Genomic DNA, 21,717 nt, shown 5'->3' with positions numbered 1-21,717 from the left:
AGTGTAAAAGGTCACTGGGACAATGCGTTAAAATAACAGGTGTTCACGTTCGACCAGAATGGGTGTTCATTTTCGTCAGAATACGCAACTATTTCTCACGTCAAACTAATCCATTCTTATAACGTATCCGAATTATTAAAGCACAAACTTGATCCATGTATGCCAATATTATATTTAGTTGATTATGAGCTCCTTGCTGATGTTAAAAATGGTTTAGATGTTATCGAAGAGCTAAAATTAAATGACAAAGCTATTTTGGTCACTAGTTGTTTTGAAGACATCGCCATCCGGGCTCGATGCGAAAATATTGGTGTTAAAATCATACCTAAATCCTATGTACCCTATATTCAAATTATTCAGATACCAGGAACTGAGCATCCAAGTAGCCTAGTATTTATTGATGACGATGAAATGATGCGAACAACCTGGATCTTTGCTGCTGAGGATGCAGGAAAATCTATTTCAACATACTCATCATTTGAACAATTTATTAATGAATTAAATAACTACAGTAAAAGCACTATCATTTATATCGATTCAGATCTTGGTAACAATATCCAAGGTGAGGTCTGTGCAAAGCTCCTCTTTGATCAAGGATTCAGCGAAATACATCTTGCCACTGGGCATTCGAAAGATCGGTTTGATCATATGCCATGGATTAAAACTGTCGTTGGAAAAGAGCCTCCCTTTCTATTAATACAAGAGAATGTAACATGAACACTGCCGAGAAGGATAAACTAAAACACGACTTTTTGAATTCAATTGTCATCATCAATAGCATGACAAAATCAGCCTCAAGTTTCCTTAATAAACTATCAAAATGCATGGATAGCAGCGATATCAATCAGAAACAGATGGAAAAATTTTTATACTCCATGAACACAATACGTGAGCAAACCGCAAAGATTGAAAGTTATTTTCAAAGCCTTCTGAATGAATAGTCATGCCCTACTATTTTTTTCGTCCATATAGGCGGAATAAGAAACCACCCTACCCCAATCTATAGAATCTGTTAATTGACCGCTGACAATACTGTAGTAATAATTATTATCCAGTTTTTTTGAATCGAACATTTGTTTAACCCACTCACCAATTGATTTTTTATATTCCTTTTCCGATAACAAAAATAATAATTTTTCCTTTTTAGCAACTGATTCTATGATTTGCTCAGGTACTTCATATCCCTGTAGCAACTCTAATTGTTCATCAAGTTCATTATTATGTTTAACAATAAGCCATGTAGGGTTAGCATCTTTATCAAGAAATACAAAGCTCCCAGAAGTATCAACCAAATAATATTCAACAGGTTGTACTTTTGATACAACTTCGGCAAATAACTGCAGGTATGACTTATTATCGAGCAGATCACCTATGGAACTTGCGTGCTCACTAATTATACCACCTGATAATTCTTTAAAATATCGCTGTGTTAACTCTTGTACAGCCAATGTAATTTCTGAATATAATTCTGCATTAGTTTTAAGTATAAACTTATCAATCAGACCATTATTAAATGCTTTGATTGCAGTATCTTTATCGGCTTCAGCTGTGAGCATAATCCTAAAAATTTTTCTTTCTTTGAGTTTTTGGCAGAATTCTATTCCATTTATATTAGGCATTTCATAATCAACAACCAATATAGCCACATGATCAAATCGTGTTTTATCATAAATAATACTTAGCATATTGCCAACTTCAAAACCAATGACACGATCAGTCGTTGTATCTGTATCAACATCATTCATCATTTTAAAAACTGATTTAGTAATATTTTGGCTATGATTATCAATTGTCTGTATTGCTGTATCAGGATTGGTGAGAGTTAGCATATTAAGCTGTGCACCAAACTCCAAATCTAATGCATCTAAAAATGAACGGCTATCATCTAAAAAAATGACTTTTATCGGATGATGAAAACATGTTGGTCTTGAATCAAGAATAGTCATATGGTTACTCCTCTACGTTACAGCTTTAACTTCATCTCTCACCCATGACTAATTGCAATATTTTCAAACCCACAATTACAACGAACTGTGCACCATTACTAATGGAAAGGAAAAAATCAAACTAACATAGGTGCCGCACTGTATAATATATGATTCTTCTAATTTTTTCCTTATCAATTTAATTTTCCATCTCCACAACATACTTTAACAGATATTTTTGATTGGGCATCATCAAACTCATCACGTATTAAATCATCGCTACGCTCGATCTCTTTCTATTATTTTGTATATTTATACTCTGGCTTTATAATTCTCTCTCTCATAGATCTACACCATTCTATCAGTTTAATAAAATTATTACTTGCATTTTATGCTTTACAATCAATGAGTTATCTAAATTATCCCCCGGGGACAATCCATCAACACCCCTATATAACTGACGATTTCCAAAGTAATTTTCTTCACTTGAGTTTATGCATCGACATAAAGTTTACAATGGATAAACAAGCGATTCTTGTAGCCAAAAAGCTAACGAGGCGAGCTGAGTTAGTCAAAAAAATGATCAGAAAACTAGCGCGCAGACATAGAAATATAAACTAATCGCATAGACAAGATAAAAATCATTTATCAAGATACTTCGATATTAATTGAGATGATCATGCGAATATGACAATATACAAGTAATCGCCATAAGATACTTTTGGTAATAACAGAAATGATTCATTAGACATAATGTATTATGTCCAAGTATAAATAAGTATAGGTTGTTCTCAATTCAACACTAGACTCATTGGCAAAAAAAACAAATTTTATTATCTAATTTAGAACTGGAAGTGCTTTTGTTCCAGATAATAATTGACATAGCGATTATATCTTCGGAATAACATCAAAAAACCGCGCCAAATAACAACCACTTAAATAGCGTTACTCAAAATTACCACAGCAAACATGACGCCCATTATTAATAAAAAATATTTTTATCACGCAATTAATAAAAATTATTTGAAACCCCTTACGAACAAAACAGTATAGATCAAAATAACCTCGGTATGCAGTTGAATCCACTAACGGCTTTATTTGGCAATTGACAACTTGCCTAAGCGTTGTTGTTGAGATTTAATGGATTACTCTGCATATAGAATAGATTTTAGTGGAAGCAAATACATCGATTAAAAAATTTATAATAATATTTATAAATAATATTGAAGGAAATAGAGTAAGTTGTTAGTGGAATAAATAAGTTTAATACGGCGTCAACTACACTTAACGGATATATGGGAAATAAATATGTAATGGACTACTCCGACAACCTATAGTTAAAGCGTTAAGTGAAGTAAATAGCATACCACGACTTTCAGAAGTCTACTTTAAATAAACAAATTAAAATACGCCGCCACCCCATAAACCTACACCATTACCATATAACTACACCATAGAGCCCCATAAAACTACACATATAGTAAAATAGGCATTTTAGAACCCATATTTCACCACAATAAAACTCACAAACCTACACAATAGGCCCCATATAGTTACACAATTATTTTACAATAAATCTATATATATCATAAAGTTAACTAGTTAATTTAGAAATGAATATATGAATAGAAGAAAAAAAGATATATTTTTTCTGTTTTAAATATTTTTAAATAATAGTACATATTACCGCTTGCAAATATATTGTAATAACGATAATCTAATAACGAATAGTACAAAGCGCCTTATTCAAAAAGGGGGAATAGATGAAAGTAATTACCACAGCTGGAAACAAAGGGGGGATTGGTAAATCAACGATTGCCTTAACCCTTGCGCAATATCTAGCTAAATGTAAAAACATGAAAGGGGCATTTATAGATTTGGACCCACAAGGTAATTCTTCATCCAGCTTAATTCCCACCACACGCGATCCTGCACATCCCACTGGTTATATGCCCAAAGCACATCCAGAGTGGGATCCAAATAACCTACCCGAGGATGATCCTCATTGGGATGGTGTCAGCAGTATTGCAGATATATTCACAGGTAAATCTATTTATCCGTATCCAACATGGGTTGACAACTTACATTGTTTTCCTTCCTTTGCTTCATTACTTGAAGATGCACAACGTGTCCTAAAAGTGGATGTAAAAGAAAAGGTCATAAATCGACTTAAAGAATTTACGGAAATGCTTTCAACCCACAGTGAATATCAATTTGTCATTATTGATACGAACCCACAGTTTGGTCCATTAACAATGGCAGGATTACGAGCAGCAACACATGGTTTATTACCTACCGAACTTGAGCAATATGGTATTAATGGAACCATAGGGATGATTCAGGCAATTTCACAAGAGCAACTTAGAAGAGTAAAAGATGACACAATAAAAGTAGCGGGCATTTTGCCTAATCAAGTTCGTAAGACAGCTGTCCACACCAAATTCCTTAATGATTTACGTTCTATAGAAAAGTCAGAAGAATGGTTATTACCCCCTATCGCACAAAGAACCATTTATTCAGAATTGGTCGTAGAAGATGCAAAACCAAATTGTGTATTTAACTTATCTAAAACACATCCTGCAAGAATCGAAAGTGAGAAATGGTGTTCTCATGTATACGATCGAGTATTTAATAACGTATACAACAAGATATATGAAGAAGGAGAGGTTTCTTATGGTTAGTAAATTTAAACTAAATCCAGTTAAAACCGGAGAGACAAAGGAAGCCATATCGCGAACATTGGCAATTGCTAATGATTATGCAGGAGAATTATCAATAGAAGTATTACCTTTAGATAAAATTGAACTTGATCCAGAAAATAATCGTGAACTAGCACTAACTCTTCATGATGCTATGAATGGAGTTGACCCCTCTGATCCAGACTATGCAAAAAAGAAAAATGATTGGAAATCACTTGAATCATTAGCGAAAACTATAGTCGATGATCAATTAATTAACCCAATATTTGTTTATAGATTTGGAAATAAATGCCGTTTAATTGCCGGGGAGCGAAGAACACTTGCCTCAGCAATTGCTGGAAAAAAAGAAATAATAGCAAGAATAGCTAGTCAACGGCCTGTTGGCACGAAGCTAAGAGTATTGCAGTGGATAGAGAATAATGAACGTGTTGATCTATCTCTGGCCGAAAGAGTTGCAAGTCTTGAAGCGATTGTTAAGGAATATTTAAATGAAAACAAAGAAAAAAGTGATAAAGAAAAAATAACATCAAAAGTTATAAGTGATTTAACAGGTATGTCCATTACACAATCTCGGAGATATATTTTAATTTTGCAAACCACTCCAGAAATAAAGCAAGCAATAGCAGAAGGAAAGTTAGAAAATATCAAATTAATCGAGTTAATAATTTCAGTTGAAAACATAGAACATCAACAAGTTCTTTTAAAGGCTGCTTCGGAAAATTTATCTTTTGATGCAATTGTTAAATTAAAAAAAGAACTTGAATCTTCCCTAGCTCAGAAAAAAGAAATAAGGGGTCGTAAACAACTAAATGTTAGTTTAGGTAAGGTGAAACCAAATATTGCCAAAATTATTTTTGATGCCTTAGTTTCAAGCAACATTATACATGAGAGTATTATCAAGCAAATGAATATGATTAGCGATAATGTTCAATGGAATAATGGCAAATCGGTTGAAGAGTGTTTTAAAAAAATAATTCCTTTGATTGCTCAGGAAGTGTAATAAAAAATGAATAAATTGAAGCTAAATAATAATGAAGATGACAAAAAAATTATTACATTTACTATTAACAAAGAGATGAAAGAAACGCTCAGAGAAATTCTAATAAATTCAGAAAATTATAATTTAAAAAAGAAAACTGATTGGGTTAACGAAGCTATAGTAATGCTAAAGGAAAATCCTGATTACAAGGAGATGGTGCTCAATGCAGAAGGAAATAGTGAGAATTTTGTATTTGATAAGATTTATATGACATTTAAGCAGCGATGTTTTTTTGCTGATATGAGAAGTGAAGTTGTAAAGGAATATCCAGATATAAGAGGGCCTCAAACTGCTATAATACGCGCTGCTATACTCAGCAGATTAATGAGGAAAAAGTAAGTAAACGAAGGCCAAGCGGAATGGGTAATGTTAGCTGAGAAAACAATACGTAAACACGTAGCAATTATTCATGCATACTCTTTAATGAGTGTATTGCAGCGGAAAATTGTTAATGTACTTTTGTATGAAGCAACAAAAGTAACTAATCGTGTAAATAATCATCATAGCTCAGTTGCTGTAGAATGTAACATTCCATTTTCGAATTTATCAAAAGCAGTTAAGTTCAATAGCAACAACACTCAATATCTGAAAGAGGCCATCGACGGGTTAGCATCATTGAAAATAGAATGGAATTTATTAAAAGATAAGGTTCCCACAGACATCTCTTTTTTAAACTTACGAGTGTTGCATGGTTCCCCTACATTTTATCAAGATAATACAGTCAATTTTTCTTTTCATAAAATAATGCTTGATTTGCTCGTTAATCCATCCATTTATGGCACCATTGATATTGATCTTCAATCTGAATTTGAATCGAAATACGGTCATTCGCTATATGAAAATAGTACGCGCTTTGTTAATTTGCAAAAAAACAAAATTATTCCGTTGGAAACATTTAGAAAAATATTAGGTGTTCCAGAAGATAAATATCCCAGCATGCGCGAACTAACAAGAAATGTTATTACACCCTCAATAGAAGAGGTTAATGATCGTGCAAGTTTTATTGTCGGTTTGGAAACGATAAGAATTGGTAGAAAAATTACTGGATTTGAAGTATTAGTCCAAAGCAAAAAAACCGCAGTTATAACAGAAGGGATCCTGAATGGCAGTGATAGTGAGAGGATACATAAAGAAATCAAAGCAACATTTGGGATAATAAATGAATCTGTTTTAGAAAATATTATAAATAATTATTCCGAAGAATATATCGAAGAGAAAATCAATTATACAAAAAAATGTGCTAAAAAAGAGCGAACAGGCTTTTATCCTATCCCATATTTTATCAGCGCTATTAAATATGATTATAAATTTAAGGAAGAGCAGAAACCTGAGGATCATCAGGAAAAATTGTCTAATGAAGAAAGTGAGTGGGAAAAGAAATTATACATTTTGCAGGCTGAGTTGAATCATTGGGAAAAACTATTTGGTTATACTAAGTCTGGAGATAATGAAGAACATGTTAAAAACATGCAAAATTTTGTTTTAAATTGCCGAGAAAAATTAAAACAACACTATTTAGAAAAGCCAACAACAAAAAGGGCGGTTTAATATGAAATTTCCTGCCTTTGAACCCATTAATCTACAAAATGATATTCAATCATTGGAAGCAATTGATCTTCGTTTATCACAAATTGAGCCAGATAAAAATCAGGCTAGGAAATTTTTCTGCGATACCTCACTAGAGGAGTTGGCTTCATCAATTAGGCAGCATGGAGTTATACAACCCATTCTTGTCAGAGAAATAGATCATCACGGGAATAAATATCAAATAATAGCAGGTGAGCGACGGTGGCGTGCGGCTAAAATAGTTGGGTTAGAAAAAATACCTGCGATCATCAGAAAGTATGATAAAGCCAATGGGATGGCTGTTTCTTTAATTGAGAATATTCAACGAGAAAACTTAAATCCACTAGAGGAAGCACAGGCTATACAAAGATTATTGGAGGAGTGTTACATGACCCATAGTGATGTTGCTGAAACTTTGGGTAGATCTCGCACAACAGTCACTAATCTCCTTCGTTTGCTTACTCTAACGGATGAAGTAAAAGAAATGTTAAATGCAAAGTTATTAGAAATGGGACATGCCAGAGCACTATTAAGTTTGTCGAGCGATCAACAAGCTGATACAGCAAAAATAATTATCAGAAAATCATTATCTGTTAGGGAAACTGAAAAATTGGTTCAACGCTTAAATATGCCGCAAAATAAACAGGAGTTTTTACTGACCCCACAATTTGAAAAGAAAACGAATGATTGGATGGCACAGTTGTCAAAACAGCTTTCATCTAAGGTTAACATGCATTTTAATTCTGATGGAAAGGGTCGGGTGGTTATAAATTTTGATTCTCTCGAGGAAGCAGATTGGTTGATGGCTCATCTGAAGGTGGAGGGGTAAGACTACTATTTATTATCCACAAAATTGGTGGATAACTATGTGTGAAAAACGGTGAAATGCTTGGTATATATGGATTCTATGAGCAAACCAGAAAGTAACCTATCCGCTCGCAAAGAATCGTTTTTATAGAATTCAACAAAACGATAACTAAATCCGACCTTTATATTTTGCTTACATGAGGCGATCTAGTGATTTTTAATGGAAATGGACACCTCCAGTGCATCGAGAGGAACACATTAAAGGAATGTATCAACAGATGGTAAATTCAATGGTTATGAATAAACTGCCATCAATAATTGATAGAGTTTTATTAAAAATGCCCAATAAAAAACGCAAAGTATCCTTGGATGATTATGTATCCTGTTATCACTATTTTGAACGTGCTATTCAAAACAATTGATTCATGAGTGAAGAGACGAACAATTAAGTGAGAATACAGGCAATCCAGGCCTTTGCTGAACTCAAAAACACGGCACACGATGAGGAAACAGTATACCAGTTTCAATTATGGTTTGATGAATTCGTAGACTCTCAATCCTTTAGTCGCTGTTATCGCGCTCTGAATCAAAAAAAAAATATCTGGTAGAAAAAATCCTGCGTACCATCACCATCAGTGATGAAGCCTATAACGCATTAAAAGATCTCGCACATCAAAAAAATATCAGTCTGTCACAGGTGATTATTGATGGCTGCTCCTTCCTGCAAGGCAGTGATGATGAATCAAATAGACCATTCACAAACACTTCGACCGCGGGCATAGTAAAATCGATGAGCATCAATCCAAAACTAACAGGTTCGCCTGACCAATTGGTTCCTCCAGGCAACACCAATGTCATTTCTTTGTTTGGTGATGAGCAGAGTGAATTCTCTGATGAGGAAGAAGGGGACACCGAGTTAGATTTCTTTGATTTTGATGAGATACGTGAATGGCCACGTAAACCCGAAGGCTATGATTTCAGAACTAATGAGTCTTATAAAAAATACCGCAAACACATTGAGCGTCTTACTATTAAAAAGCCAGATGAAAAATTATTGGATTATTTTAACAAAACGTTTAATTATTACCTCACCGAGGACAATTGCCACCAGATTGGCCAACATCTGCTATTAATTCGCGAGGAACTCTTAAATTACAAGCTTTTTTCCACAGAGCATAATTCTGAACTCTTTGCAATCAGTAAGGGGTTTAATCTGACTAATTTCACCATGGATGATTACGCGGATGAACTAATTTTCCTTTTAGGATACATTTTTGGTTGCACCACTGCCTCCATCACCTCTGGAAATAGACAACCCACTGTGTTTGCAGGCCACCCAAACCATGTTCAGCTTGCTTACAAAACCTTCCATTACCTTGATGCCCTCTTAAACGATGAAGTGAAGACCTTTGCCGCACGGTGTCATAAAAACACCAAAAGAAAAAACCGTACCTCCCGTTCAAAATGGCATGGATACCACTTGGTCGGAGTGATGCTGAACTCTATTATCGATGACGAAGAGCACTACATGCTGTTACCCCAATCAGAATATGAGCAATTATCTCATTGGGATCCTAAAAAGCATCCATTCAGGTAACCTTATATCTACCGTATCATCAAGAATGATGAGTCACTAAAAAAAGAATGACTGAACAGAATTAATTCGATAGAATGATCAAGATTTAACCGTTCCAGGAAAAGCGCTCGGTTGATTGTTGTTTCAAACCAAATGAAGGAAACGTGGTAATGAGTAACATTCTAAAGATTAAAAATCAATTTCACGCCTCAATGAGCAACCGTGAGACCTTATTTTCAGGGTTTCTAGACCTCACCTCAAAAATTTTAATTACATCTCAATCCAATACGTAAAAAGGTACTGGTAATTAATTCAGTAATTATGGGATTAACCGTCACCATGTTTATCTTAAAGTTGGCCTGATAATTATGTGACAGCGTATTTTAGAAAGTAGATGACCACTCGTTGTAAGGAAGAATCATGACGTATCAAAAACTGGAACTTGAGTTGGCTTCTGACCTTCATCCGTCAGAGAACCTGGAGCAGGACAACCTCACTCAAAAAACAAAAAATGATAAAGACCGTTTTGAGAAGATTGTAACCACTCAAAATAAAATTCAAAAAATTAAAGCTGATCTGAGTCAATTGATTCAGGCGATGAATCACAATCCAAGTCTATTATCACGTGCTGCCATTTTTTGGAATAAAATCCCTTTATGGCAAAAAATTACTGCAGGTGCCGTGCTTACAGTACCTCTTTTAATGATTGGACTCATGGCAAATCTTGCAGCCCTAATTACACTCAGTATTATTACAGCAATTGTTTATACAGCAAGCAGTATCCTTCTTGATAATCATCAGAGTCAAAATACAGACAATACCGAACATTTAAACGCAGGAATTTTAAGTCTTGTTGAACTTTTAGATACGGTTATTTCAACTTTAGAACTCTTGCGCGAACAATTGGCCATTGAAATCGATGCATTCCAGAAAGAAAATGACCGTCTGACCGAGAATATTGATCACTTTTGTGAGCAGATTAGAACATTAAAGTCACAAATCAGTGAGCTGAGTGATACCGAAAAGGCATTGCGTACAACTCAGATTGAACTCGAACTGACTGCCAAAACGCTTAAAGGCTCTATAGAGGAGCAGTCTCAAGTTTTAGAAAACACTCAAAAGGAATTAGAACAGGTTGTTCAGGACTATAAAGACAATCAAAATCAGTTATCTGATAAAATAAAAGAAATGGATGACATTAAAGAGAAAATGGGGAAAGAAGTGGAACAGGCGAGAGCTGTTGGACTTGTCTTAAGTGGAACAGTTGAAACCTTCTCTAACATGGTGATTCAAGATAAGGAGCAGCGGGCTGCTTTTCAAAAAAGATTAGAGGACTTTCTTAACAATAAAGAAAAAAGCTTTGTTGAGGTAGCAGACCGAATTTGTGAGGCCGAACACAAACTCTCAGTGGTTACAAAACAATTAGAAGAAAGTAATCAGAGGTATCGCAGGCTATTAGACAGACAGGAACAGCAGATTATTCGCCTGGAACAGATAGATGCAGAACAATCCGATGAGGTGCAGGATTCATTTGATGGGGTTAAGCCAAGCATTAATGGGTTTTATGCAATAAAAAAAGAACCTCCATTTTTGTCTGTCCCTACCCATGGGACTGCGATGGTAGCTGTAGTATAAATGGAGCTATTTTTCTTGAGGAGTATGTTTGAACAGGTATTGGCTTCAAATTAAAATGTCCGTATAAGGAAAACCCATCAATTAATGCGTTTTTGCAGCAATTATTTTGAACTAAAACGAGTAAATTAACATGGAAATAAGAACTGTAGCTTTTGAATCTGAATTAATCATTACCCTTAAGAACAATCAAAAGGTAGTGATTACCCCCTTTAAAACTCATGAGCCTGGAAATTTTAAACTGGGAATTGATGCGCCTAAACAGGTGACTATTAACAGGCAGGAAATCCATTTAAAAAAACAGGAACAATTAAAGAAAGACAAGAATCAGACATCAACGGACTCCTAATGTAGATTTGTTATAAGGAATGGGTTTAATTAACATTTATTCTGGAAATAATAAGCTTTGACGGTTTCATAAAGAAGGTCGTTAAGGTGGTGCATCACCCGATGAATTAACATATCATGGGTGTTGTTGTATTGATGGGCTATTACGCCACTGACCGCATCAATCGTTTGTTCTTCTTTAGCCAGAATTAACAGTAAATGCTCTGGTTGTGTGGAAAGAAATTCATTAATCAACGGGCGAAGCTGTTCAAGCGTTACCTCTTTCCCGGATAAATAAATGAGACATTCGAGCTCCAGTGCTTGAAACAATTTTTTATTCATGGCGTGTCCCTTTGAAGCCATCCCCAAATATAGGTGATGGTTTCTTCTATAGTATTTACTGCCTGATGATAGAGTGCCTTAAATAATTCACGTTGTCCGGTTTTCCAGTAGCGCTCAACATACTGACAGGCGTATTTCATGCGGATTGTCCCTACATAGACAGCCCCACCTTTGATTTATGGGTTGTTTTTTCAACCAACGGATAATCAAGAGCCTTAAAGGCTTTTTTCATGCATTCCAAATCAGTGGGAAGTTCCTGAGTCATTAAAATTAACAATTTTTTCAACATCTCATGAGTCGCGCAAGTGATTAATGAGATGATTTGGGGTATAAACAGCGCCGCATTAACAACTAAGCTCAATGAAAATCCATATTGGATGATGTTTCCTACTATTGACATGATAAACCTTAGGTAGTGATTTTTGATAAAATTATATATTTATTCATGATAAATCGCATATTAAGTTATATGAAATAGAAAAAATTAGATCTGATTAATTGGATGGGGTACTGTCTTGTGCGATATTAATTGGGTATGTATTAAATAAATTGAAAAATAGAGTTAAAAGAACCTTTTATTCTTGTATCCTAGTATTAGATTTTCGGACGTTAGTTTAAGGTTACTAACACAACGAAAGCGTACCAAATAATTATATTAAGATCTCTTAAAAATAAAGATTAAAAGGAATGGTTAGTTTTTAAGCAGATATGTATTCCAAAACCATTTGCCAACCAGGATGAAAATGACTAACCATAATAGTGCAATTATTGTCGCAATAACCCAGTTTTTTGGCAACATAGCCGCGTTATTGATAGACTTTACAGCGTTCCGATTGCAATCCTCCCAAACTACTTTGGGGATTAATTTAATTGCTATATATATACCTATTGGAATAATGAACAGATCATCTATTAGCCCTAAAATAGGAATAAAATCAGGGATAAGATCTATAGGGCTTAGTGCATAGGCCAAGGTAACGATAATAATACATTTCGCTTTCCAGTTGATTCTGGGATCTTGTTTTGCAAAATATAATATCCAAATATATTTTTTGATTGATGCCTCAATTTTTTCAAACGATTCATACATGACCTTTTTTCAGATGTCTACTGATACACACCAGGCCTCAAATAACAATTTAGGTTACATTGTAATATCCTGTGGATTGTTATCCAATATTTTTTTTGGCACGATACGTTGTGGGCGGAAATAACTCATTGGGTGTTGTATCTAATCCCTTAAGTATTTTTAGAAGATTTAAAACGGTAACATTCGCTTCACCACGTTCAACAGTTCCGTAGTACCCACGGTTCATTTCAATGAAATTAGCAAAACCTTCTTGAGAAAACCCTTTCTCTTTTCTGATTTTGCGAATTTGTTCGCCTATTAAAATTAAATCGGTCTGCTTGTTCATTTAAAAAGGATATGTGCTATGCTTCATATATAGCCACACGGTATGTCTACCATTTTAATCCTTAATCAAAAGATAGGATAAAAAAATATCAATACTGCATTATTCTTAAAATACAATATTAATTAACTTTAAACGTTCTCAAATTGAATGGAACTCAAAACATGAGCATTGAATCAATTAAAAATTCTGACCAACTTGCAAATAAATACGACAGATGGTTTGATAGCCATTCGGCTGTATTTCAATCAGAGCTTGGAGCACTGAAGAAATTAATACCCCAATCAGGAGAGGGCCTTGACGTGGGCGTGGGATCAGGACGATTTTCTGCAGCCCTTGGAATTAAAACAGGCATAGAGCCTTCGGTTAATTTAAGCGCTATAGCGAGAGCACGAGGGATCACTGTTTATGAAGGGGTTGCCGAATCGTTGCCTTTTCAAAACCAGCAATTCGACTTTATATTGTTTAATACGGTGTTATGTTTTTTAGATCTGCCATTAACTGCTCTTTTGGAAGCGAAACGAGTTTTAAAGCCAAATGGCACGCTCATTATTGGCATGATTGATAAAGATTCAATGCTGGGAGCACATTATGAGGCTACAAAACAAGAAAATCCCTTTTATCGAGATGCTCATTTTTATTCAGTAAAAGAAGTTCTTGAATTGCTTCATGAAATTAATTTTAAAGAAGAGGGCATTTATCAAACACTTTTTTCTCCCATTGAAACACTAACAACGCCAGAAAAGACTAAATCAGGCTATGGAGAAGGAGGATTTGTTGTACTGTCCTCTCATGTTGAGACCAATAGATTTTTGTATTAAAAAATTATTTAGACTGTAGCAGTCGAGTTAAACTACTGCAGCGATGCAGGGATCTTATCACGATATAAGCATCAGTCTGATCAGGAGGCAACATGAAGGGTATAGTCTTTACTGCATTAAGTGACATGATTACAGAACAATTTGGGATAGAAACCTGGGATCAGCTTGTAACTCAACTTGATCTCCCTAGTGGAGGAAGCTATACCGCAGGTGGTACTTACGAAGATACGGAACTTCCGCGATTAATCCAAACCTTAGCTTTAATGAAGAATTTGCAAATCCCTATTTTTTTAGAGTCATTTGGTGCCTATATGTTTGCAGTATTCTCGAATAAGTATCCTTTTTTTTTAAAAGAAGACTTGTCATTAAAAGAGTTTTTAAAAAGTGTTGATGGAGCGATTCATGTTGAAGTGGAAAAACTATACCACTGTGAACAATTACCCTCTATTACCTATGAAGAGCCTGCTTCAAACCAACTCATTATGTTGTATCGGTCACAGAGAAAACTCTGTCACCTTGCCATTGGCCTCATCAATGGTGCTGCCAAATATTATAGAAAGAACATTAAGATTAACCAGACTCTGTGTATGCATCAACAAAGTGATCATTGTCGTTTGGAGATTACTTTTGAGTGATGAACAAAAAGCCGCGCTATTTGAACGCTCTTATTATCGAGAAAAGAAAGCTCGTGAGGAAGCTGAACACCTGCTGGAGAATGAGACCAGAAAACTGCATTTATTAAATCAAGATTTAGAAAAAAAGAATTCTGAACTTACAAATACGCTAAAAGAATTGGAATTAACTCAGGTAGAATTATCAAGACTGGCGCATTATGATTTATTAACCAGTTTACCCAATCGGTTGCAATTTGAACTGGATTTGAACCGTGAGATTGCACGTTCAAAAAGATACAACCGTCATCTGGCTCTGTTAAGTCTCGATCTGGACTATTTTAAAAATGTAAATGATCGATTTGGTCATGATGTAGGTGATAGCCTATTGCGTGAAGTAGCCCAACGTCTTAAATCAAGTGTTCGTGAAGTAGATTGCATCGCTCGATTGGGTGGGGATGAGTTTGCGGTTATTCTGACGGAAATTAATAATCTTGCGCAGGCAGAGAGGGTTGCGAATACTATTATTCAACTGCTTGGTAATACTTTCCTCATTCAGGGTAATACAGTTTTTATTGGTGCAAGTATTGGAATCGCCTACTTCCCTGATACAGGGGATGATGCAAAAACAATCCATAAAAACGCGGATATTGCTTTATACAATGCCAAGGCGTGTGGTCGTAATAATTGCCAATTCTTCACGCCATCCTTGCAAAAGCAATACTCAAAACGTTTGGGGATAGGAACAGCATTGCATTTGGCACTGGAGCGACACGAGTTTTTTCTAGTTTATCAGCCACGCTTTGATTTAAAAACGAATGCGATGGTTGGGATGGAGGTATTATTACGTTGGCAACATCCTAAGCGGGGAGTGATTTTGCCTGGTGAATTCATCTCTGTTGCTGAAAATTTTGGCTTGATTATTCCGATTGGTGAATGGGTGTTACGAACAGCATGTAAGCATTATGTGGATTAGAACAATAAATATGAACAATTCAATCCTACATTAGCGATTAATATTTCCCCACAGCAATTTCAACATAAGGGGTTTATTTCTTCTATTAAGCATATGTTGCATGAATATAAAATACCGTCCAATTTATTGGAGCTTGAAATTACCAAAGCCACGGTGACTGACTTTTTGGGAACGATTGAAGAAACATTAATTGGGCTTCACGATATGGGGGTAAACCTTACTTTTGATAATTTTGGAGCAGGTTATTCCTCATTATCTCATTTGAAAAAGTCACCGGTGCACTCCATCAAACTGAAACAATCACAAGTTGATGACATTGGCTTGAGAAAAAAGGATAACTTAATTACTAAATCTACGATTGCCTTAGCTAAAGAGCTCGGGTTGAATGTTGTTGTAGGCGGGGTAGAAACAGAAGCTCAACTTAATTTTCTACGGTCCAATCGTTGTCCAGAAGTGCAGGGCTATTACAACAGTAAACCTTTAACAGTAGAAGAAATGACACGGTTGATTGATGAAAGTAGCTAACGGTACCCTTGATTATAAAAATAAACCTGCGTACCACATTTTTAGTGGATTAATCTAAATCTCTATGAATAAATTGCTTCTTGTTTAGCGCAGTAATATCCAGAAATTTATAAAGAATTCATCATTAAATAATTAAGGATCAATTTATGAAACACAACCTAATCTATTCCAGTATTGATCGCGCCTGTTTAACTCCGATACATGAATTTTTACCTGTAGAAATAAAGGCATTGCGTGAGCGAGAAAATGTGAGCCAACCCATATTTGCGTATTGTCTTAATGTATCTAAAGATCTTATTAGTCAATGGGAGAGGGGGCTTAAAAAACCAGTAGGTACTTCGTTAAAATTACTTTCTTTAATTGAGAAAAAAGGACTAAACGCTATATTATAAGCGGTTGATAAAGTCAAAGAAGCTCGGAAGGCGGATCATAGGCTTTTCATTAGTTAATTTGGTTTGTGATGGCCTCTCATTTGTTATGAATTAGATCCTGCCAGTTGTTTTAACAGGTATTCAAGACCTAACTCAAAATCTCCTTTACCAAGGATGCTGTCAATAGTCTTACCTTTAAATGAATTAGCCAAAGCTAAAATGTCATTATTCACCCTTTCAAGCTGATTGGTGTTTTTTTCAACCTGAGCAATAAGTTTTAATTCTTCATTTGTGGGGTTTTCATTGCGCCATTTTTTGCATTGTTCGAAAAACACCCAATTATCAGCATTTTGAGCGCTGTGCAGTTTAATGATTCGCTCAATGGTGTCATTATCAAGAACATGGGGTTTTGATTGGACTTGGTTTAGATTATTGAGCTGTTCAACTGATGCTCCAAGTTGGTCTTCACTCATCTCAACATACAAGGGCAGCATATTCAGCCCATACCAATTAGCGTCTTTATTCATGGTTCTTTTCTTAGGAACAAGGAAGTGGGGATTAAACCCTAATTAAACAGTAAAAACAACATGGGGCCTTATGTTCATTAACGTGTTTTAGCAATTCCAGGACAAGTGCCCCAATGACCCAATAAGCGTGGTTTGATGTCAGCAAAGGTAAGTGGTTGTTCCAGTAAGCAATTGTTCATTAAATAAATTTGTGCGGCAGAGAGGTAATTGGCTGTTCGCACATACTGTTTTATGGATTCAATGGCACACTCCATTTTATCCCCTTAAGTCCTAAATAAATCTTCCATTGCTTGAATCATCAAATCCGTTACATCAATTGCGTTCGAGGCATGCGCAATGGTATTGCAGGTGATGATTTGCTTTACTCCTGATTTTTGTAAGTCCTCATAGGCGTTTCCTGCAAAGAGGGCATGTACTCCAATACAAATAGGATATTTCATGTGGAGTGATTTTAAATGGGTAACCGTTTTAATCATGGTAGCTGCTGTTGAAATAATATCATCGACTAAGATTGGTGTATGGTTTTGATATAAGTCAATTTGCGGAATGGTTATTTCAACGAGATTATCGCCCTTTCTTTGTTTTTCCAGAATTAAAAAGGGTGCATTAATCCTTTGAGCAATGCTTGATACCCATTGCGAGCTTTCTGCATCGGGTCCAATAAGCAATGCATCAGGTACATTAGCTTTAATCCAGGTGGCAATGGGCTTAGTTGCATGAAGTGCAATTGCCGGAATGTAATAAATGTCATTTAAATCGTGCCAACGATGAAGATGTGGGTCAATGGTCATCAACCCATCAAAATAGTTTGTAATTAGTTTGGCAAAATAGTGAGAAGTAATACTGTCTCCAGGTTGAAACCGTTTATCCTGGCGCATATAAACAAGATAGGGGGCGATGAGACCTATTTTTTTTGCTCCTAATTCTCTGGCCGTTTCAGCAGCAAAGAGAAGAGGCAGTATTTTGCCATTTGGATTGGTTAAATCAGCAATCATGATGACGTCTTTGTCGTTCACTAACGATTTGATGTTAATCACTGTTTCTTCATCGGGAAATTGGTGCAGAGTGATATTGCCCATTTCATAACCTAACTGTTGATGCATTCTCTTGGCAAAATGGTCGCTGCCAAATAGAGAAAAGAGTATCGGGTTTGACTTCATGTGGATTCCTCAATATCGATAACAGGATGCCCTTGTCGATGAAACGTCAAGGCATAATCAAGCTCACCTTGGGTTTCTGCATGAACAATCAGTAGGGGTTGACCTTTTTCTACCATAGTATTTAACGGCGTTAAGAGTTCAACTCCCGCAACTTTTGATTTGGGTGCCCCTGCTAGTTTTGCCAGGCGGGCGATCAAACGATTATCAATATTTGTGACCGTACCTGCTTGATTAGATACAATGGTTTGGGTGTACGGTGCAGACGGAATATCAAAAAATCCACCTTGTGCTTGGCAAATTGCTTCGAATTTTGTTAATGCTTTTCTACTATTTAACAGTGATTCTGCCAGTTGTTTACCAGAACCCGGGGTAACTTTGGATGAAAATTCGAGTAGATGGCCAGCCAAAGTTAAGGCACGATCCCGCAAATCTTGAGGTGCTGATGGGTGACAAGAAAGCACAGAAAATACATCCCTCGCTTCAAGAGCAGGCCCGATGCCACGACCAACGGGTTGGGTTCCATCTGTAAAAACACTATTGAGTTGGATGGAAAATTCTTTGGCAATACGCTCTAAGGTATTTTTTAACGCTGTTGCTTGTTCCATCGTCCTTACTTTTGCCGTAGGACCAATGGGAATGTCAATGACAATGTGGGTCGAACCTGCGGCAATTTTTTTAGAGAGAATGGAAGCCACCATTTGTCCTTCGCTGTCTAAATCGATGGAGCGTTCAATGCGAATGAGTAAATCATCCGCAGGGCTTAAAGCAACGGCACCACCCCAAGCGATACACCCATGTTCTTGCTCCACTACTTTTTGCAAGGTTTTGATGTCTAAATTAACTGGAGCAAAAACCTCCATGGTGTCGGCTGTTCCTGCAGGAGATGTAATGGCTCTAGAGGAGGTTTTAGGCATCATGAGTCCAAAGGCTGCAACTATAGGAACTACAATTAAGGTAGTGCGATTGCCGGGTAGGCCACCAACACAGTGTTTATCCACAATAAAGGGAGAGGGCCAGTGCAACTGCTTTCCTGTTTGCACCATAGCCTTCGTTAAATCAAGGATTTCATTGGTGTTAAATCGACTCCCTGCACCTCCTGCAAGAAACATGGCTATTTGAACATCGGAGAGTTGCCCTGACACGACATCAGCCACAATGTGGTTAATTTCTTTCGTTTTTAATTCATGACCATAAAGTTTGGAGCGAATAGAGCTTAATGAGTCAAGTGGCTTTGGGTGGGCAATAGAAATCTTATCGCCCACCTTTGCGACAAGCAAATCCCATGCATAGCTCGAGAGGCTTGCCTCGCCGGGTTTGAGTAAATTCGATGTTATGTTAGTTGTATTGATGGTGGCAATGATGGTTCGGTTATTGAGTGTGATTTGCACGCGAGCCTCGGCTACAAATCCCTCTGAGCGACAGATGTGACAGTCTTCACGCATGTAAATAATCGCTGTTTTTGACGTGTTAATCCCTATTTGAGTTAGCGTTAAATCCGCATGAATGGTGTTCACGTGAGCTCTTCCGTTTGTTGGTAGTGAGGAACAATGCAAGTCCAGCCAAATTGCTGTTCTATTTTCGTCTTTAATGAAGATGCGGCATTTGGTTCGCCATGAGTAATAAAGACTTTTTTAGGCGGCTTACGAAAATGGCTTAACCAGTGCAGGAGTTCTTCATAATCTGCATGAGCCGAGAGGTTACTTAAGGATTCAACCTGAGCTTTAACAGGAACCATCTGTCCGTGTATTTTAATTTCCGTCTCTCCTTGAATCATACGTGCACCACGCGTTCCACCCGCTTGGTACCCGGCAAAAAGGATGGTGTTCTCATGGTGAGGGGCATAGGCTTTTAAATGAAATAAAATACGGCCTCCTGTTGCCATGCCGCTGGCAGAAATGATGATTTTAGGGAAATGATTGCTATCGAGTTGTTTGGATTCCTCAGGAGTTCTGATGTAGGTTGCAGTGTCACACAGGTTTTTGCATTCCTGTTCTGACAAGCGGTGGTCTTCTTTATGGTGACACAGAATATGGGTTGCATTGATGGCCATGGGGCTATCGAGGAAAACAGGAATATCCGGGATGGATTTTTGTTGTTTTAATAAAGCGATGTAATGGAGTACGCTTTGTGCACGTGCTACGGCAAAGGCTGGAATAATGATGGAGCCACCTCGTTGCACGGTTTTATTAATGATGTTTTTTAAGAGTTCTGTAGGAGAGGTCTTGTCGTGGAGGCGATTTCCATAAGTTGATTCAATCACCAAATAATCAATCTCTTCAATGAGGCTTGGCGCTTGCATGACAAAATCATGGGGTCTCCCCATGTCGCCAGTAAATAAAAGGGACGTATTATGGTCCTTCATGTGAACAAAGGATGAGCCTATAATATGACCCGCAGGGATAAATTGAACATTGATCTCTTTAATAGGTTCAAAAACGGCATCGTAATCTTTGGGGTGAAATTGTTTTAACGCCAACTGTGCATCGTCTATTGTATAAAGGGGTTGGGCGGGATGGTGTTTGGTATAACCGTACTTATTTGCATTTTTGGCCTCTTCCTCTTGCAGATGACCACTGTCTGGTAAAAGAATAGCACATAAATCCTTAGTGCCTGGTGTGCAGTAAATAGGACCAGTGAAGCCATTTTTTACGAATAAGGGTAAATAGCCGGTATGATCAATGTGCGCATGAGTAAGAAGTACTGCATCAATGGATGCGGGGTTAATCGGTAGTGGTGCCCAATTACGAAGGCGAAGCTCCTTATATCCTTGAAATAATCCACAATCCACCAAGATTTTTTTATGGTTTGCTTCAACCAGGTACTTAGAGCCTGTTACAGTCTCTGTTGCGCCTAAGAACGTTAATTTCATCATGATGTATCTCTGTTTTTCTATTCAGTATAGTGCAAGTTATGAGTTCATGCTGGATAAACTATTATCGAAACAAGGGGTTATTCATTATACCCATAAGGGTATGGCTTGACAGAGCATAGGTGAGGCGATACATAATGGGACTATTTAGAATTCTTAATAGTGCATCCATTCGCTCAATCGTTCATGCGATTAATGCTTGGATACTCCCTTGAATGTTATGGTGGAAATTATTAAAGGATATTAAGCTATGTCAGACCACTCGTCACATACAAAAGAGCTTTCTCGCATTAACCGTGCTGTTGGCCAGTTGCAAGGGATTAAACGCATGATCGAAAAAGAACAGTATTGCGTTGATATTCTGTCTCAGTTACGTGCTGTTCGCAACGCCATTAAATCCATAGAACTTAGTGTACTCGAAACCCATATCATTGGGTGTATTGCCGATGGTTTTTGCAGTCAGGATGAAACACTCAGGGTGGAACGCATCCATGAGATTATGGAACTACTCAAAAAATACGAATAGGTGAAC

General features: G+C 36.6%; 26 protein-coding genes and 1 pseudogene. 16 read left to right on the top strand and 11 right to left on the bottom strand.

Annotated features, from left to right (window positions below; genetic code table 11):
• The first annotated feature begins 159 nt into the window (after positions 1–159).
• Entirely contained in the window at positions 160–717 is a 558-nt protein-coding gene (locus tag Lwal_RS02995) for a hypothetical protein (RefSeq protein WP_058479439.1), read from the top strand.
• Positions 714–941 carry a hypothetical protein gene (locus Lwal_RS02990; RefSeq protein ID WP_058479438.1) on the top strand — a complete coding sequence of 76 codons (228 nt, stop codon included), beginning with the start codon at positions 714–716 and terminating at the stop codon, positions 939–941. The genes Lwal_RS02995 and Lwal_RS02990 overlap by 4 nt, the downstream gene beginning before the upstream one ends.
• On the opposite strand, the gene Lwal_RS02985 is transcribed toward Lwal_RS02990, so the two are convergent.
• On the bottom strand, positions 942–1,946 hold the full coding sequence (locus tag Lwal_RS02985; protein WP_058479437.1) for a response regulator: 1,005 nt from the start codon (positions 1,944–1,946) through the stop codon (positions 942–944). It abuts the gene before it with no gap.
• A gap of 1,742 nt (positions 1,947–3,688) precedes the next feature.
• On the opposite strand from Lwal_RS02985, the gene Lwal_RS02980 reads away from it, so the two are divergent.
• From Lwal_RS02980 to Lwal_RS02940, 9 genes are all read left to right on the top strand, one after another.
• Entirely contained in the window at positions 3,689–4,606 is a 918-nt protein-coding gene (locus tag Lwal_RS02980; RefSeq protein ID WP_058479436.1) for a ParA family protein, read from the top strand.
• Positions 4,599–5,624 carry a ParB/RepB/Spo0J family partition protein gene (locus tag Lwal_RS02975; protein WP_058479435.1) on the top strand — a complete coding sequence of 342 codons (1,026 nt, stop codon included), beginning with the start codon at positions 4,599–4,601 and terminating at the stop codon, positions 5,622–5,624. The genes Lwal_RS02980 and Lwal_RS02975 overlap by 8 nt, the downstream gene beginning before the upstream one ends.
• A 6-nt stretch (positions 5,625–5,630) precedes the next feature.
• Entirely contained in the window at positions 5,631–6,002 is a 372-nt protein-coding gene (locus Lwal_RS02970) for a hypothetical protein (protein ID WP_058479434.1), read from the top strand.
• A gap of 27 nt (positions 6,003–6,029) precedes the next feature.
• Positions 6,030–7,211 (top strand): replication initiation protein, encoded by a 1,182-nt coding sequence (locus Lwal_RS02965; protein WP_058479433.1) that lies wholly within the window; start codon positions 6,030–6,032, stop codon positions 7,209–7,211.
• Position 7,212: 1 nt separating this feature from the next.
• Positions 7,213–8,058, top strand: coding sequence for a ParB/RepB/Spo0J family partition protein (locus Lwal_RS02960; protein WP_058479432.1), 846 nt, complete (start codon positions 7,213–7,215; stop codon positions 8,056–8,058).
• Between the two features lie 217 nt (positions 8,059–8,275).
• A complete protein-coding gene (locus tag Lwal_RS02955) occupies positions 8,276–8,458 on the top strand; it encodes a hypothetical protein (RefSeq protein WP_058479431.1) in 183 nt (60 codons plus the stop codon).
• Positions 8,459–8,826: 368 nt separating this feature from the next.
• Entirely contained in the window at positions 8,827–9,633 is an 807-nt protein-coding gene (locus Lwal_RS02950) for a DUF7168 domain-containing protein (RefSeq protein WP_133141236.1), read from the top strand.
• Positions 9,634–10,032: 399 nt separating this feature from the next.
• Positions 10,033–11,247, top strand: a complete 1,215-nt coding sequence (locus Lwal_RS02945; protein ID WP_083500022.1) for a LegC2/C7 family Dot/Icm T4SS effector — start codon at positions 10,033–10,035, stop codon at positions 11,245–11,247.
• A gap of 130 nt (positions 11,248–11,377) precedes the next feature.
• The gene (locus Lwal_RS02940) at positions 11,378–11,593 is read left to right on the top strand and encodes a carbon storage regulator (RefSeq protein ID WP_058479429.1); all 216 of its coding nucleotides are present in this window, start codon (positions 11,378–11,380) and stop codon (positions 11,591–11,593) included.
• Positions 11,594–11,622: 29 nt separating this feature from the next.
• Here the strand turns inward: Lwal_RS02940 and Lwal_RS02935 are convergent, their stop codons facing one another.
• The 5 genes from Lwal_RS02935 to Lwal_RS02920 form a co-directional block, all read right to left on the bottom strand.
• Positions 11,623–11,913 carry a hypothetical protein gene (locus Lwal_RS02935; protein ID WP_058479428.1) on the bottom strand — a complete coding sequence of 97 codons (291 nt, stop codon included), beginning with the start codon at positions 11,911–11,913 and terminating at the stop codon, positions 11,623–11,625.
• Positions 11,910–12,053 carry a hypothetical protein gene (locus Lwal_RS17685; protein WP_193787207.1) on the bottom strand — a complete coding sequence of 48 codons (144 nt, stop codon included), beginning with the start codon at positions 12,051–12,053 and terminating at the stop codon, positions 11,910–11,912. The genes Lwal_RS02935 and Lwal_RS17685 overlap by 4 nt, the downstream gene beginning before the upstream one ends.
• An 11-nt stretch (positions 12,054–12,064) precedes the next feature.
• Positions 12,065–12,313 (bottom strand): hypothetical protein, encoded by a 249-nt coding sequence (locus Lwal_RS17680; protein WP_058479427.1) that lies wholly within the window; start codon positions 12,311–12,313, stop codon positions 12,065–12,067.
• A gap of 291 nt (positions 12,314–12,604) precedes the next feature.
• Positions 12,605–13,003, bottom strand: coding sequence for a YkvA family protein (locus Lwal_RS02925; protein ID WP_058479426.1), 399 nt, complete (start codon positions 13,001–13,003; stop codon positions 12,605–12,607).
• A gap of 79 nt (positions 13,004–13,082) precedes the next feature.
• A complete protein-coding gene (locus Lwal_RS02920; protein ID WP_058479425.1) occupies positions 13,083–13,328 on the bottom strand; it encodes a helix-turn-helix domain-containing protein in 246 nt (81 codons plus the stop codon).
• 161 nt (positions 13,329–13,489) lie between these two features.
• Between Lwal_RS02920 and Lwal_RS02915 the strand changes: the two genes are divergently transcribed.
• The 4 genes and pseudogenes from Lwal_RS02915 (at position 13,490) to Lwal_RS02900 (ending at position 16,650) form a co-directional block, all read left to right on the top strand.
• A complete protein-coding gene (locus Lwal_RS02915; protein WP_058479424.1) occupies positions 13,490–14,146 on the top strand; it encodes a class I SAM-dependent methyltransferase in 657 nt (218 codons plus the stop codon).
• 92 nt (positions 14,147–14,238) lie between these two features.
• The gene (locus Lwal_RS02910; protein ID WP_058479423.1) at positions 14,239–14,781 is read left to right on the top strand and encodes a heme NO-binding domain-containing protein; all 543 of its coding nucleotides are present in this window, start codon (positions 14,239–14,241) and stop codon (positions 14,779–14,781) included.
• Positions 14,681–16,258: pseudogene (locus Lwal_RS02905) on the top strand (EAL domain-containing protein). Before Lwal_RS02910 ends, Lwal_RS02905 begins: the two are co-directional and overlap by 101 nt.
• Before the next feature lie 146 nt (positions 16,259–16,404).
• Positions 16,405–16,650, top strand: coding sequence for a helix-turn-helix domain-containing protein (locus Lwal_RS02900; protein ID WP_231950995.1), 246 nt, complete (start codon positions 16,405–16,407; stop codon positions 16,648–16,650).
• 83 nt (positions 16,651–16,733) lie between these two features.
• Here the strand turns inward: Lwal_RS02900 and Lwal_RS02895 are convergent, their stop codons facing one another.
• The 5 genes from Lwal_RS02895 to Lwal_RS02880 form a co-directional block, all read right to left on the bottom strand.
• Positions 16,734–17,156, bottom strand: a complete 423-nt coding sequence (locus Lwal_RS02895) for a hypothetical protein (protein ID WP_058479421.1) — start codon at positions 17,154–17,156, stop codon at positions 16,734–16,736.
• Positions 17,157–17,233: 77 nt separating this feature from the next.
• Complete coding sequence (locus tag Lwal_RS16890) at positions 17,234–17,410, bottom strand: phosphoketolase family protein (RefSeq protein WP_083500021.1); 177 nt, start codon at positions 17,408–17,410, stop codon at positions 17,234–17,236.
• 9 nt (positions 17,411–17,419) lie between these two features.
• Entirely contained in the window at positions 17,420–18,316 is an 897-nt protein-coding gene (locus Lwal_RS02890) for a ribose-phosphate pyrophosphokinase (RefSeq protein WP_058479420.1), read from the bottom strand.
• A complete protein-coding gene (locus tag Lwal_RS02885; RefSeq protein ID WP_058479419.1) occupies positions 18,313–19,830 on the bottom strand; it encodes a thymidine phosphorylase family protein in 1,518 nt (505 codons plus the stop codon). Before Lwal_RS02885 ends, Lwal_RS02890 begins: the two co-directional genes overlap by 4 nt.
• Positions 19,827–21,185, bottom strand: a complete 1,359-nt coding sequence (locus Lwal_RS02880) for an MBL fold metallo-hydrolase RNA specificity domain-containing protein (protein ID WP_058479442.1) — start codon at positions 21,183–21,185, stop codon at positions 19,827–19,829. Before Lwal_RS02880 ends, Lwal_RS02885 begins: the two co-directional genes overlap by 4 nt.
• A gap of 250 nt (positions 21,186–21,435) precedes the next feature.
• On the opposite strand from Lwal_RS02880, the gene Lwal_RS02875 reads away from it, so the two are divergent.
• Positions 21,436–21,711 (top strand): metal-sensitive transcriptional regulator, encoded by a 276-nt coding sequence (locus Lwal_RS02875; protein ID WP_058479418.1) that lies wholly within the window; start codon positions 21,436–21,438, stop codon positions 21,709–21,711.
• Positions 21,712–21,717: the final 6 nt, after the last annotated feature.

The sequence above is a fragment of the Legionella waltersii genome, from assembly GCF_001468085.1.
GTDB lineage: Bacteria > Pseudomonadota > Gammaproteobacteria > Legionellales > Legionellaceae > Legionella > Legionella waltersii.
This window is presented reverse-complemented; position numbering and strand designations above follow the sequence as displayed.